Here is a 13,223-nt window from a genome sequence, read left to right as displayed (position 1 = left end):
CATATACAGGGGGTACTGTAAATGTTCTACACGCTAACCGCTAACCCGGCTGTCGACATGACGGTTTCGAGCTCTCCGCTCGAGCCCGACGAGAACGTCCGCACCGGCTCGGCCAGCTACACGGCTAACGGCAAGGGCCTCGACGTGTCCTTCGCCTTTAAGAAGATGGGCGTCGACACCGTCGCTCTCGGCTTCTTCGCCGGCTTCACGGGCAAGTTCATCGTCGAGGAGGTCATGAACCTGGGTTGCCTTTGCCGCCCGGTCTGGACCGACGGTATCACGCGCATTAACACCTACGTCAACGATGGCCAGCACGAGTACGGCATCCTCAACCCCGGTGCTCCGATCACGCCGCAGCACCAGGAGGAGCTCTACAACATCCTGGACACCGCGGGCGACCTTGAGTGCCTGATCGTCTCCGGCTCCGTGCCTCCCAAAGCTACGCCCGACTTCCTGGCTCAGGTCATGGAGCACGCTCAGGCCCGTGGCGCCGACGTCGTCCTGGACCTGTCCTCCGACAAGCTCAAGGAGCTCGCTCACAAGAAGCCGCTGCTCATTAAGCCGAACCATCACGAGATGAAGGCTATCTTCGGCGTGCCGGTCGACACCGACGACGAGGTCCGCGTTGCCATGAAGCTGGCTCACGAGGCCGGCGTCCAGAACGTGCTGCTCACCCGTGGTAGCCGCGGTGACGCTTACTTCTCCAACGGCGAGGACATCTGGTATGCCAAGCGTGAGTTCAACATCAAGCTTGTCTCTTCCGTCTGCGCCGGCGACTGCACCCTCGCTGCGTTCCTGCACAAGTGGTACAGGGATCGCGACAACGTCGAGGAGGCCATGAAGCTCGCTATGGCCACCGGCGCCAACGTTGCTGAGTCCGTCGGCATCGGCGACTTTGGTCACGTCGACGAGTACAGCAAGCGCGTTGCTGTCCGCAAGCTCGATCGCAAGTAAGCGAAACGCGACAAACTCGTGCGCATACGGCGTCCCGGTTTCGACCGGGGCGCCGTTTTTTTGTCCCACTCGAACCTCGGAGCCGCGCTTCACGCGTTCCACACCGTTTACCGAGTTGTCCTAGCCTTTTACCGATGTGTGGAATATACTTTCATTAACACGTTGCTTCGTGAAAGGAACATTCATGATTTATACGCTCACTGCAAATCCCGCTATTGACTACAACATCTCCTGCGATGGCCTGTCCGCCAACACCGTCACTCGCACCCGTAACGCTGTCTACACCCCCAACGGCAAGGGTCTCAACGTCTCTTTTACGCTCGACCACTACGGCGTCGACACCACGATCCTGGGCTTCTTCGCCGGCTTCTCGGGAGAGTTTATCGTTAAGGGCGCCGAGGCCCTTGGCGTGCCCGTCAAGCCCGTATGGACTGACGGCATCACGCGTGTCAACGTGTTCCTCAACGCCGGTCCCGACACCGAGTACAACATGGTCAATGCCGGTGCCGCCATCAACGCTGCCAACGAGCAGGAGATGTTTGAGCTCATCGATTCACTTGACGACATGACCTGCCTGGTCATTAGCGGCTCGCTGCCCCCCAACACCTCTGAGGGCTTCCTGGCCGAGGTGCTTCGCCGCGTTAAGGCAAAGGGCGCCGAGTTCGTGCTCGATATTTCGAGCCATCAGTTGGCCGACCTCATTGCTATGGAGCCGCTCCTCATTAAGCCTAACGACGACGAGCTGCTCGACATCTTTGGCATTAAGGTGAGCGGTGGCGACGACGAGTCTGTCAAGGGCGCGATGGCCGAACTGCATGCCAAGGGCGCCAAGAACGTGCTGTTGACCCTGGGTGGCGCCGGCGCGTACTTCTCCAACGGCGAGCACATCTGGTTTGCCAACCGTACCTTTGAGGTCAATCTGCTGTCGACCGTTTGCGCCGGTGACTCTTCGCTGGCCGCCTTCCTGTCCGTGTGGCACGACGCTCCCGAGCGCGTCGAGGACGCCCTGCGCCTCTCGATGGCCACCGGCGCCAACGTGGTCGAGTGCCCGGGTCTGGGCGATTTTGCCAAGGTCGATGAGTATCAGAAGGGTATTGCAATCCGTCAGGTTTGCTAGTTCCGGCACCTTGCCTGAATAGTTCAATTATTTCGCATCCGTCTTAGACCAGGACGGATGCGTTTTTGTTTATCGGACTTGCGTGTGCAGTGGAGGCTGTTTCTTGCTAGACTTCTTGCAGACGCAATCGATAGCCAATTTGATAGTCGCAGGAGGCCATAGGCATGTGCAATGTTTCGCTCAACGGTACGCAGCCGACCGATGCCTCTATCCGTGTCCTGCGTGCGCTTGAGGCAGCAGGTCTTGAGGCTTGGTACGTGGGCGGTTGGGTACGTGATGCCCTGATGGGACGCCCCAGCCACGATGTTGACATGTGCTGCAGCGGCCTGTGGCAGGAGTCCAAAGAGGCGCTCGAAGCGGCTGATATTGCCGTGGTTGAGTCGGGCATAAAATTTGGCGGCATCACGGCTATTTGCGATGATGAGCGCATTGAGGTCACCACCTACCGCCTAGACGGCTTTTACACCGACGGCCGCCATCCCCAGAGTGTGGAGCGTGCGGCGTCGCTTGAGGACGATCTGGCGCGTCGTGACTTTACCGTTAACGCTATGGCCTGGCATCCCGAGCGTGGTCTTGTCGACCGCTACGATGGTCAGGGCGACCTAGACCGCAAGCTCATCCGCGCCGTTGGAGATCCCAAGCGTCGTTTTAACGAGGATGCCCTGCGCATGTTGCGCGCGGTGCGTTTTGCCTGCCGTCTGGATTTTATGATCGAGCCTAAGACTAAACAGGCGCTTGCCGAGTGCGCGCCGCTGCTCGATGCTGTGGCGCGCGAGCGCGTGGGCATTGAGCTCGAGGGTATCCTTTCGACCGGCCATGGGGGAGACGCGATGCTGCGCTACCCCGAGCTTGTTTGCGCCGCCGTGCCCGAGCTCGCGTCCGCTCGCGGGTTTGATCAACGCAGCGTCTATCATGCGTTTAACGTTTACGAGCATATCGCCCGTGTGCTGACGGTGGCGGGGGAGTTGGCGCTGTGCGACGGCTTTACACCCTCAATGAGCCTAATGTGGGCGGCGTTTTTGCACGACGTTTCCAAGCCCGATTGCTTTACGGTCGACCATGCGGGCAGCGGCCACTTTTACGGTCACCCCGAGCTCGGGGCCAAGAAGGCGCGCGCCATCATGGATCGCTTGGCGCTTTCGCACGACTTGGTCCGCGACGTGTGCCTGCTCATTAAGTACCACGACAAGCCGCTGCGCCCCGAGCGCTCCTGCTTGCTCAATATGATGCGCTTGCTTTCGGGCGAGGGCGTCGATACGCCGCGCCTGATGGACGAGCTTATGGACCTTAAGCGTGCCGACACGCTGGGCAAGGCGCCGTCGTGCTTCTATTACGTCGAGACGATCGAAGAGATGCGCTCACTCGCCCATGATTTGTTGGAGGCGGGGGAGCCCTATTCGCTCAAGATGCTTGCTATCAACGGCGGCGACTTGATTCGTGCCGGTGTGAAGCCGGGGCCCGAGCTAGGCCAGCTACTCAACGCCGCCCTCGAAGCCGTTATCGAGGACAACATCCCCAACGATCGCGAAACCCTTTTGGTTCATCTCAACTTGAATTAGCTAATTAGTTGACCTGCGCGTTCCATAACCTGTCGACAATTATTCGGCAATTTGGAATTTCTTCTTGCGCTGATGTTTTTTGTCCCGTAATATATTTCCTCGCAGCACGGCAGTGCAGATGTCATGTGGCCCGTTCGTCTAGCGGTTTAGGACGCCGCCCTCTCAAGGCGGAGATCACCAGTTCGAATCTGGTACGGGCTACCACTTCTTTTCTGCCGAGGCCTATGGCCCGTTCGTCTAGCGGTTTAGGACGCCGCCCTCTCAAGGCGGAGATCACCAGTTCGAATCTGGTACGGGCTACCACGCATCTGATACCCGGTCTTTCCACGGAAGGCCGGGTTTTTTATTATCAAACAACTGTCTGTCATTCCCGTTTGAACAAGAGCTTTGCGTTCTGCTTATGGCCCTTACGGGTACAATAACCAAGATATTTTGACTGTTAGAAGGAGTCTCATGACGGAGTCCTCTCAGCATACGTCCAAGCCCCAGGTCGAGGTTGAGGCCTCGGGCGGCGATGACAATAAGAGCGCACGCCGCGGCGCAATCTTTATCGGCGTTGTGCTGGTGGGTTATATCGTCTATCTGGTGGTAACCGGGCAGATGGGGCAGTTCTGGGCTGCTATGTCGAGCGTCCAGGCGCCCTGGCTCGTTGTCGCGTGTCTTTGCATGTTTATGTATCTGTTCTTTGGCATTGTGGCCTATGCGATCGCCGTCTGGCTCGACCCCAATTCACCCGTCGGCATTCGCGACCTGATCTCGGTCGAGGCGAGTGGCATCTTCTTTGGCAACCTGACGCCCATGATGATGGGCTCTACGCCTGCCCAGATCTACCGCCTGACCAAAGCGGGCCAAAACGTGGGCGAAGCGGGTGCCACGCAGTTCACCCGATTTATTGTGTATCAGTTTGGCCTCGTTGCCTGGGGCGCTATCCTATTGCTTGCTCGCATGCCGTTTTTTGCCGAGCGCTATGGCGACATGACGCTGCTGTGCGTCTTTAGTTTTGGCGGTCACTGCTGCATCCTGCTCGGCATCTTCGCCGTCGCGCTCATGCCTAAGACCGTCACGCGCGTCGCCCATTGCATCATCAATTGGCTCGAGCGCATAGGTGTCTCGGCCACTAAGATCGATGGATGGCGCTCGTTTGTCGATGGCGAGATCTACTCCTTCTCCGAGAAGTTCAAGCTTTCGGCCGGACATTTTTCTTCCATGCTGCTCACCGTGTTTATCACCATGCTGCAGCTCGCGTTTTTCTATCTGGTGCCGTATTTTCTGATGCTCGCCTTTGGCCACCACGAGGTCGACTTTTTCTCGGTCATGGCCGCGAGCGCCTTTGTCCAGCTGCTGAGCTCTGCGGTTCCCTTGCCCGGTGGAACTGGTGGCGCTGAGGGCGGCTTTGCTTTGTTCTTGGGTCATTTCTTTGGGTCGGCTTCGACCGCCGGCTATCTGCTGTGGCGTCTCATTACGTTTATCGCGCCGACCATTTTGGCTGCGCCCCTGCTGGGCCTTAAGAGCGCCCACAACGAGAGCATCCATGCGCGCTGGGATCGCGTGATGCGCAAGCTCGGCCGCGAGCCTCAGACGCCCTCTGCGCCCACTAAGCCGCACCCCACGAATGCTGTTACCGTTGATCCCAGGAAGCACGCTCAGAAGGCTTCTGGGACCGCTAAGCCGGCTCATAAAGCCTATGTGCGCCAGACGGGCGACGGTATCCGCGTATCTCCGTCGGCGCTCAATAAGAAGAAGCACCCTAAGTCGCGGTAGGGCAGTCGTGCGTTCTTCATGATGCGGGGCATATTTGAGCTGTATGGGGGATAATCCTCTTACGTAGATTATCTCTCATCTGTTGATGAATGCTCGCATATCGAAGGGACACACCCATGGCCACCAGTAAACCGCGTATTGATCGCCGTATCGTTCGCAGCCGCAATGCCATCCTTTCCGCTTTTGAGCGCTTGCTCATGGAAAAGCCGCTGGCAGACATTACGGTGAGTGCCATCGCGCGCGAGGCCAATGTCGACCGTAAAACCTTCTACGTGCACTTTGGTACGGTTGATGGCTTGCTCGATGCCATTGCCGTCGATGTGGTGGGGATGATTGTCGACTCGGTCGAGAAAACGCTTGCTTCCATGGACGGTGACACCAACGAGCGCGCCCTGGGCGCGGCGGCGACCTTCTTTAAAACCGTTAACGAGGCGCTGTGCAACAACCTGGTGCTCAATCGTCAGCTGATCGAGAACATTCCGCTCGATGATTTTATGGCTCGTCTTCGTGCGCCGCTCGAGCACGAGATTGCCGAGCGCGATCTGCTGCCCCAAGGTCTCAAGGACGAGATGTTCGACTACTATCTGGCGTTTTTGCTGTCGGGTATTATCGGAATCTATCGCACATGGGCGCTGTCTGACGGCTCGGTTCCTATCGAGCGCGTCTCGGAGGTCGCCAACGACCTGACTCTCAATGGCCTGTCGAGTCTGGAATCTCGCTTGGATTAGGCGCAGGCTTGAGTTCGCGAGGCGCTTGTCGGGGTGCAGCCCGATCGACCAGGCGACGAGCATCCCGCCGAAGCAGTCGATGACCGGGCTCAGGTAGACCTTCTCGCCGCCCGGGAGCCTGAACTCGGTGATGTCGGTGAGCCACAGCAGGTTGGGCTCGTCGGCGTGGAAATTCCTGTTTACGAGGTTCTCCGGCGCCTTGTAGACCTCGCCGGCGTAGGAGCTGTAGCCTGAGGATCCTTAAAAGAAAGTCCAGTTTATCCTTTCCACCCCAATTGGGAATCCTCCGATGCGCCTTCGCACGCTCGCATGACCTCGATACCGTGCGAGCGTGCGAACTCGACGAGCTCTGCGTTGCGGGCGTTTATGGTGCCGAAGGCGGCGGGACACACGATAAGGCGCGCGCAGTGGACGAGGAGCTCTTTGGCGCGGGCTATGGTTCTATCCCCGATCGGCTCGAAGGCGCGCTCGGCCACGCATTCCGCCGCCAGGTCGCGCGCGAGCTCGCAGTCGATGTCCCCTTCGTGCAGAACGCCCGTGTAGAACGCCTTGCCCTGCCGGATGAGCTGGCGAAACACAGCCGACCCCGTACCTGCGCCGGCGATGACGAACGTGTGCGCATCGCCGTGCGGGCGTCCAATTTCCACGCTGCCGAAGCGCTCGTTGAAGGTGCCATGTTGAAGGCCGTAGAGCTCGCCAATCGTCTCGCGCGTGAATATGTCCTCGGGTGCGCCGGCGCGGAAGACCCGGCCGTCCTTCACGCAAATCACCTTGTCGGCGCTTTTCTGCGCGAGCTCGAGTTCGTGGATGGACATGATGACAGCCACATTCCGCGATTTCGCAAGGTGGCGAAGTATTCGCAGCAGGTCGATCTGGTAGCGGATATCGAGATATGACGTGGGCTCGTCGAGCACGAGCACACGCGGATCCTGCGCGATGGCGCGTGCGAGCATGACGCGCTGGCGTTGCCCGTCGCTTATCTGCATGAAGTCGCGCTCGGCGAGCTCTTTCACATGTGCGGTTTTCATGGCCTCGTCGACCCGACTATGGTCGTCGGGCGAGAGTGTGCCCATTCGCCCGGTGTAGGGGTGCCTTCCCGCCTCTACGACATCGCGGCAGGTGAGGAGCTCGGTCCGGGGGCGATCTGTCAGCATAACGGCAAGGTTCCTTGCAAACTCCGCCGTCTTCCATCGGGAAATCTCCCGCCCGTCGAGCTCGACCGCGCCGGCAAGCGGTGCCAGATGGCGTGTGATGGTTTTCAAGATGGTCGACTTGCCCGAGCCGTTCGGCCCGATGAGCGCCACGACGTCGCCCGCGCGAACCTCCAGATCGACGCCTTCGACTACGACCTTCTTGTCGTAGCCCGCCGACAGGTCGCTTATGTGGAAAAGCGGCGCTCCGTCAGCCTGCGTTTCGACCGTAGTTTCGAGGTTCGGCTCCGCTCGGAAGAGGCGTTCCGCGCGCAGTTCCGCACGAGCCGAAAGTGCCTTCTGGCGCTTTCGTGCGAGCTCAGGACTGTCTAAGCATGGAATGTCCCCTCCGAGCGTTTTGGGCCGCGGCACGAATTCCCCCATCTACCTCACCCGCTTCTTCAACATGAGCGCGATAACCACCGGAGCGCCGAAGATGGCGGTGACGGCGCTGATGGAAAGCTCGACGGGAGAGAACAGCGTGCGCGCGATCAAATCGCAGCCCGCGCAGAAGATGGCGCCTCCCAAGAAGCACGCAGGAATCACGCGGATGGGCTTCGACGACTTTAGCGCCGACTTCACGAGATGCGGAACCGCGATGCCTACGAACGACACCGGACCAGCGAACGCGGTCACGCAGGCGGAGAGCATGCTCGCTAGAAGGACGAGCACCACGCGGAAGCGTTCGACGTTCACGCCGACGCTTTTCGCGTAGGCTTCTCCCAGCTGGAAGGCGGAAAGGGGCTTCGATATCGCGAATACGCATGCGCTCACGGTGATCACCACGACCGCGATGACCGCGATGTCGTCCCAGCTCGAACCCGAGAAGCTACCCAAAGACCAGTTGTGCAGGTTCACGATGGACTGGTCGTCGGCGAAGGCGATGAGGAAGTTCGTCGCCGCCGAGCAGATGTATCCCACCATGACGCCCGCCACGATGAGCATGGCCATGGAACTTATGCGCCGTGCGATGAGGAGCACGAAGCCGATGGTGATAAGCGAGCCCAGAAACGCTGCGGCCACCATGGCCGGCGAGGACATGGCCTGGTTCGCGCCTAGAAGTACGATCATCGTAAGCGCGACGACGAACTTTGCGCCCGAGGAGACGCCCAAGATGAACGGGTCGGCGATGGGGTTGTTGAAAAACGTCTGCAGCAGGAACCCGGAAAGCGAAAGTGCCCCGCCGAGAAGCACGGCTGAAAGCACGCGCGGCAGGCGAATCTCCCAGATGACCTGGCTTTCCATGGAATTGGCCGCGCCGCCCGAAAGGATGCCGGGGATGTGGTCTGCGGGCACGAGCACGCTCCCGATGCACAGGTTGGCCCCGACGAGCACGATAAGGGCAACAGCGAGCAGCGCCGTTACGACGCGACACCGCGCGGCGCGCCCCGATTCGTCGTATGCCATGGAAAGCCGGCTTCTCATGGCGCTAACCGAGCTTCCTCAGATAATGGAAGTCGCTCGCGTCATCGCCGGTGAACGCCCCGTGCAGCTCGTCGATAATGTCGGCGGTAGAAGTCATCTGCTGGTACATGTCGGCGCTTGTGACCCAGACGTTGCCGTTCTTCACGGCTTTGAACTGCGACAATAGCGCGTTTTTGCCTACGAAGTCGTTCAAGGTGGCAACCGATTCGTCGATGGTGCCGTTGTAGACGATGATGTCGGCATCCTTCGCTGCCGCGTAGAAGCGCTCCATTTCGAGCGTTACTGACGAACCTGACGTCGACGCCGTCTGCGCGTCATCGAGCGCGTAGCTGCCGCCTGCAAGCTCGATCATCTGCGCCACGTAGTCGCCCGCCCGCCGCGTGACGGCGGCCCCGTTCGAGTTAATGTAGAAATACGCCACGGTTTTACCTGACGACGCGAGCCCCGACGTTTGCTCGACGCGGGCCTTCTGCTCGTTGAACAGGTGCGCGGCCTCGTCTTCCTTGTCGAATAGGACGCCGAAAAGCTTAATCCACTCGACGCGCCCGAGTGCTTCGGGCTCGCTCGACGACTGTTCGGTGAGCACGACGAGCCCGAGCTTCTGCAGCTTTTCCTTCACATCGGGCGTGTGGTTGATCATGGTGTTCTCGATGGCGAGCGTACAGCCCGAGGCCGATATTCGCTCGTAGTCGGGCGCGCTGTACTTGCCGCCGTAGGCGATCGCCCCACTTTCGAGTGCGCTTTTGAAGCCCACGACCGAGCAGTCGTCGGCCTTCGTGCCCGACATGATGATATTGTCGTTCGCATCGAGCGCGTCGACTAGGCACATCGTCGCCGACGACACGAGGTACACCTTGTTGGCGGGGCGCCTTATGACCGCGATGTCGGAGCTCAACCCATCAGGTACCTTCGCATCTTGCGGCACCACGAGGAAACGTTCTCCATTCGAAACGCAGATAAGCCGCAGACCGCCTTCGAACTCGTCGACAGTGAAGTGCTCGGCGTATTCAAGCTGAAGCGCCCCCGTCGGCTCCCAGCCACAGCCCAAATCGGCGTTGTGGAAGTCGGCCGCGGCGCTTGAAGCCGTTCCCGCAGGGGAGCCGCCGCTTGCTTCTTCGCCCGATTTCTCCTTCATGGTGGATGAGTCGAAGTGGATCGTGTAGTCGATGGTGTGCGGCGTCGACATGGCGACGGTCTCGGCCGACACGGCGATGTCCTCGTCGAGCGTGACGGGTATCTCGAACGTGGAGTTGCCGCCGTCGTTTACGGGTGCGTAGTCCACGCCGTCGACGGTCATCTTGTCGTAGTTCGAACTCGACCAGGTGATGGTCGCGGTGTAGGTGTCGCCATCCTTCACAATTGTGGTGGGTGAGGCGATGCTTGCGCGCCCTGACCCGCCGGAAAGCGAGACATTCACAGTGTATTCCTGAGAGCCCGCCGTGCCACCGGTCGCGTTCGGGCTCGCACTGCACCCCGCGAAGGGAAGCGCGAGCAGGGCGACGAGAACGCAGGTGATCGCGCGCGCCGCGATGCTGTGGCGCTTCCTGTTTTCCCCCTTGGGGAGAATCAACCGCATGGCGTTACTTCAGTGCGTCGGCGCGCAGATCGACGCCGGCGGATTCGAACACAAGCGTGCGGTCGTACCACTGCTCTTTTCTAATACTCCACGCGGCACAGGCGGTGTCCTCGTCGAGCGCATCAACGGGCACGTCGTAGGTGTACTTGCCTTCCGCGTTTTCCACATAGGGGATGAAGTCGGCCTCGCTCGCGGCGGCAGCCTCGTCGCCCGTGCCCATGAAGAGCTTGCCGTAGCCCGTGCCGGAAAGCGTCATCACGCAGTGCATGGAGCCGTTTTCCACGATGAGCTGGGCGTCCACAATCCTGAACATGTTCGAGCTGGAATCTACGGTGATCGGATAGGTGCCGTCGGCCACCTTGTCGGCGGTGATGGGGGCAGCGCTTGCGCCCTCGGTCGCATCGGCCGCCTGCTCGGTCTTTTCCTGGGAATCGGTATTGCTTGCCTTTGCGCTGTCGCTTGAATTTCCGGCGCAGCCGGCGAGCGAGAACGCGAGAAGCGCCGCCGACAGGGCGAAGACGAGGGTTTTCTTCAACATGGAGGGGTTCCTTTCAATCGCTTCTACCGCCCGCGCCGTGCGGTGGGCGGGCGGGATGCGAATGCAACGGGCATGCGCCGTCGGTCGGGGAAGGCGCATGCCCGTTGCACGGGGACGCGACCGGCGCCCCCGTGCGCGGCGAGTTTACAGCTTGGCGATGGCGTCGTCCACGTGCGAGACGTAGATGTCGTCGACCGCGGCGTTCTGTCCCAGACCCTGGAGCAGGCACGTCACTTCGAAGCCGGCGGCCACGAACTTCGCAGCCCAGCTGTCGGGGTCGGTCTCGTCTGCCATGTCGTTGTTCGCGTGGTCGCCCGCGACCACCATGAACGGCGCGAGCACGGCCTTCTTGTACCCTGCGGCGCTCGCAGCGGCGATAACATCCTCGCAGGTCGGTTCAGCCTCGACGGTGCCGACGAAGAACTGCGTCAAGCCCTCGTTCTTGAACACTTCCTGCATCTTAGCATAGTCGGCGTTGGAATCGGCTTCGGTGCCGTGGCCCATGAGGCACAGCGCCGTCTTGCCGTCGTCGAAGGACGCCATGTTCTCCTTAATGGCTGCGGCCACCTTCTTGTAGTCGTCGTCGGAGGTGAGCAGCGGGTCGCCGAGCGAGATCTTGTCGAACTTGTCGGCGTACTTGTCGAGCTCGTCTTTCACGTCGGCGTATTCCAGGCCAGCCATGAGATGCGTCGGCTGCACGACGATTTCCTTCACGCCGTCTTCCACGCAGCGGTCGAGCGCCTCGGTCATGTTGTCGATCGTGATGCCGTCGCGCTTCTTCAGTTTGTCGATGATGATCTGCGCGGTGAAGGCGCGGCGGATGTCGTAGTCCTGCCAGTACTTCTCGCGGATAGCGTCTTCGATGGCGCCGATGGTGATGTGGCGCGAGTCGTTGTAGCTCGTGCCGAAGCTCGTGACGAGAATGACCGGCTTCACGGCCTTCTCCTTTTCGCTCGATTTCTCGGGACTCGCGGAGGTGCTGGAGCAGCCCGCGAGCGCGAATCCGGCGAGCGCGACGGCTCCGGTTGCTGCGGCGCCCATGAAGCCGCGGCGTGACATCTGGTCGGACATGGTTTTCCCTTTCCTCGGTTTGCCGGTCCCCCGGCGACAGTTGCTTATCGGCACAAGCGAAAGAAAAGCGCGCTCGTCCTCAAAGGGATAGCGCGCCTGTTTCTTGCATTCGAAAGGGAAGCGCACTCCTCGGGGTTCACAAGGAGATAACGCCACGGCGATGCCGTGAGGAAAAGGCGAAGCAGTCTGGCTTGGGGCGCGAGGCGGTTCGCCCGCGCGTCCTACACAGTAATGTCCCTTGCCCAGGATTCCCACCTGGTTCCCTCCGCAAGCCAGCGCGGGCTGTGTGGGCGCCGCGCCGGTCATTTCCTTTTATTCGATTGTCATATGCTCGTTGCCGAAACTACCACTATGATAGTGGGCGTTTGTGGGCGTGTCAAAGCCAGGGCGGGCGGCATTGCGCCTCCTGCCTACGTATTTGCGCCGATTGCCGCTGCGGGCGCCGTGTCTTGCCTGCTGCGCGAAGGTCGGCGTAAACGGTTGCGATGAGAAACGGGAAGGGAAGGCTCGGATGATTTATATCGTTGGCGCAGGTTCGGGCGCCGCCGACCTTATCACGCTGCGCGGGGCGCGTCTTCTGCGCGCGGCCGACGTGGTCGTTTGGGCGGGGAGCCTTGTGAACCCCGAGCTGCTCGCCGAGTGCAAGGAATCCTGCGTCGTCTACGACAGCGCGCACATGACCTTGGAGGAAGTGCTCGACGTGATGTGCGCGGCGGATGCGCGGGGCGAGGAAGTGGTGCGCCTGCACACGGGCGACCCGTGCCTGTACGGCGCCATCCAGGAGCAGATGGACGCGCTCTACGCGCGCGGCGTGGACTACGAGGTGGTGCCCGGCGTGTCGAGCTTTTGCGGTGCCGCGGCGGCGCTTCGCCAGGAATACACGCTGCCGGGAATCAGCCAGTCGGTCGTGATCACGCGGCTTTCCGGGCGCACCCCCATGCCCGCGGGCGAGGGCATGCGCACCATGGCGGAAAGCGGCTCGACTATGGTCATCTTCCTGAGCTCGGGTATGCTCGCCGAGCTTTCCGCCGAGCTTTTGGCCGCGGGCCGCAGCTCCGACGAGCCGGCGGCGCTCGTGTACAAGGCGACCTGGCCTGAGGAGCGCGTGGTGCGATGCACAGTGGGCACGCTCGCCGATGCGGGCGCGCGAGAGGGCATCGACCGCACGGCGCTCGTGGTGGTGGGCCGCGTGCTCGGAGCTCGCGGCGGGCTTGCGCACAACGGCGCGCAAGCGGAGTCGTACGAGCGCAGCAAGCTTTACGACCCTTCGTTTGCCACAGGGTATCGGAAGGCGAGCAGCTAGC

11 protein-coding genes, 2 tRNA genes and 1 pseudogene are annotated in these 13,223 nt (G+C 60.9%); 8 read left to right on the top strand and 6 right to left on the bottom strand.

Annotated features, from left to right (window positions below; translation table 11 throughout):
* Nucleotides 1-21: 21 nt before the first annotated feature.
* The 7 genes from DW151_RS03125 (at nucleotide 22) to DW151_RS03095 (ending at nucleotide 6,119) form a co-directional block, all read left to right on the top strand.
* Nucleotides 22-954 (top strand): 1-phosphofructokinase family hexose kinase, encoded by a 933-nt coding sequence (locus DW151_RS03125; protein ID WP_055250439.1) that lies wholly within the window; start codon nucleotides 22-24, stop codon nucleotides 952-954.
* 184 nt (nucleotides 955-1,138) lie between these two features.
* Nucleotides 1,139-2,071: a 1-phosphofructokinase family hexose kinase gene (locus DW151_RS03120; RefSeq protein WP_118334403.1), complete on the top strand. Its 933-nt coding sequence runs from the start codon at nucleotides 1,139-1,141 to the stop codon at nucleotides 2,069-2,071.
* A 164-nt stretch (nucleotides 2,072-2,235) separates the two neighbouring features.
* A complete protein-coding gene (locus DW151_RS03115; RefSeq protein WP_118334402.1) occupies nucleotides 2,236-3,630 on the top strand; it encodes a CCA tRNA nucleotidyltransferase in 1,395 nt (464 codons plus the stop codon).
* Nucleotides 3,631-3,757: 127 nt separating this feature from the next.
* Nucleotides 3,758-3,834, top strand: a tRNA-Glu gene (locus DW151_RS03110).
* Nucleotides 3,835-3,856: 22 nt separating this feature from the next.
* Nucleotides 3,857-3,933 (top strand) — tRNA-Glu (locus tag DW151_RS03105).
* A 150-nt stretch (nucleotides 3,934-4,083) separates the two neighbouring features.
* A complete protein-coding gene (locus DW151_RS03100; protein WP_055250433.1) occupies nucleotides 4,084-5,391 on the top strand; it encodes a lysylphosphatidylglycerol synthase transmembrane domain-containing protein in 1,308 nt (435 codons plus the stop codon).
* A 116-nt stretch (nucleotides 5,392-5,507) separates the two neighbouring features.
* Entirely contained in the window at nucleotides 5,508-6,119 is a 612-nt protein-coding gene (locus DW151_RS03095; protein ID WP_158571645.1) for a TetR/AcrR family transcriptional regulator, read from the top strand.
* 3 nt (nucleotides 6,120-6,122) lie between these two features.
* On the opposite strand, the pseudogene DW151_RS10725 reads toward DW151_RS03095, so the two are convergent.
* From DW151_RS10725 to DW151_RS03065, 6 genes and pseudogenes are all read right to left on the bottom strand, one after another.
* Nucleotides 6,123-6,347, bottom strand: a pseudogene (locus DW151_RS10725) (DDE-type integrase/transposase/recombinase); the annotation flags it as partial.
* A gap of 29 nt (nucleotides 6,348-6,376) precedes the next feature.
* Complete coding sequence (locus tag DW151_RS03085) at nucleotides 6,377-7,681, bottom strand: ABC transporter ATP-binding protein (RefSeq protein WP_233543322.1); 1,305 nt, start codon at nucleotides 7,679-7,681, stop codon at nucleotides 6,377-6,379.
* Nucleotides 7,682-7,693: 12 nt separating this feature from the next.
* Nucleotides 7,694-8,716, bottom strand: coding sequence for an iron ABC transporter permease (locus DW151_RS03080; RefSeq protein ID WP_117637717.1), 1,023 nt, complete (start codon nucleotides 8,714-8,716; stop codon nucleotides 7,694-7,696).
* Between the two features lie 22 nt (nucleotides 8,717-8,738).
* A complete protein-coding gene (locus DW151_RS03075) occupies nucleotides 8,739-10,310 on the bottom strand; it encodes an ABC transporter substrate-binding protein (protein ID WP_147351752.1) in 1,572 nt (523 codons plus the stop codon).
* A gap of 4 nt (nucleotides 10,311-10,314) precedes the next feature.
* On the bottom strand, nucleotides 10,315-10,848 hold the full coding sequence (locus tag DW151_RS03070; RefSeq protein WP_089571779.1) for a hypothetical protein: 534 nt from the start codon (nucleotides 10,846-10,848) through the stop codon (nucleotides 10,315-10,317).
* 144 nt (nucleotides 10,849-10,992) lie between these two features.
* Nucleotides 10,993-11,919 (bottom strand): sirohydrochlorin cobaltochelatase, encoded by a 927-nt coding sequence (locus DW151_RS03065; protein ID WP_089571781.1) that lies wholly within the window; start codon nucleotides 11,917-11,919, stop codon nucleotides 10,993-10,995.
* A gap of 511 nt (nucleotides 11,920-12,430) precedes the next feature.
* Between DW151_RS03065 and cobM the strand changes: the two genes are divergently transcribed.
* Nucleotides 12,431-13,222 carry a precorrin-4 C(11)-methyltransferase gene (gene cobM / locus DW151_RS03060; RefSeq protein WP_118334396.1) on the top strand — a complete coding sequence of 264 codons (792 nt, stop codon included), beginning with the start codon at nucleotides 12,431-12,433 and terminating at the stop codon, nucleotides 13,220-13,222.
* Nucleotide 13,223: the final 1 nt, after the last annotated feature.

This window comes from Collinsella sp. AM13-34 (genome assembly GCF_003473055.1).
In the GTDB taxonomy this organism is placed as follows: Bacteria; Actinomycetota; Coriobacteriia; order Coriobacteriales; family Coriobacteriaceae; genus Collinsella.
Note: the sequence above shows the minus strand (reverse complement) of the source record. Positions and strands in the feature narration are given on the sequence as shown.

Coding starts and splice junctions, on each gene's coding strand:
- DW151_RS03115 (WP_118334402.1), top strand. CDS start 2,236: ATGTGCAATGTTTCGCTCAACGGTACGCAGCCGACCGATGCCTCTATC.
- DW151_RS03100 (WP_055250433.1), top strand. CDS start 4,084: ATGACGGAGTCCTCTCAGCATACGTCCAAGCCCCAGGTCGAGGTTGAG.
- cobM (WP_118334396.1), top strand. CDS start 12,431: ATGATTTATATCGTTGGCGCAGGTTCGGGCGCCGCCGACCTTATCACG.
- DW151_RS03065 (WP_089571781.1), bottom strand. CDS start 11,919: ATGTCCGACCAGATGTCACGCCGCGGCTTCATGGGCGCCGCAGCAACC.
- DW151_RS03080 (WP_117637717.1), bottom strand. CDS start 8,716: ATGGCATACGACGAATCGGGGCGCGCCGCGCGGTGTCGCGTCGTAACG.
- DW151_RS03120 (WP_118334403.1), top strand. CDS start 1,139: ATGATTTATACGCTCACTGCAAATCCCGCTATTGACTACAACATCTCC.
- DW151_RS03075 (WP_147351752.1), bottom strand. CDS start 10,310: ATGCGGTTGATTCTCCCCAAGGGGGAAAACAGGAAGCGCCACAGCATC.
- DW151_RS03095 (WP_158571645.1), top strand. CDS start 5,508: ATGGCCACCAGTAAACCGCGTATTGATCGCCGTATCGTTCGCAGCCGC.
- DW151_RS03125 (WP_055250439.1), top strand. CDS start 22: ATGTTCTACACGCTAACCGCTAACCCGGCTGTCGACATGACGGTTTCG.
- DW151_RS03070 (WP_089571779.1), bottom strand. CDS start 10,848: ATGTTGAAGAAAACCCTCGTCTTCGCCCTGTCGGCGGCGCTTCTCGCG.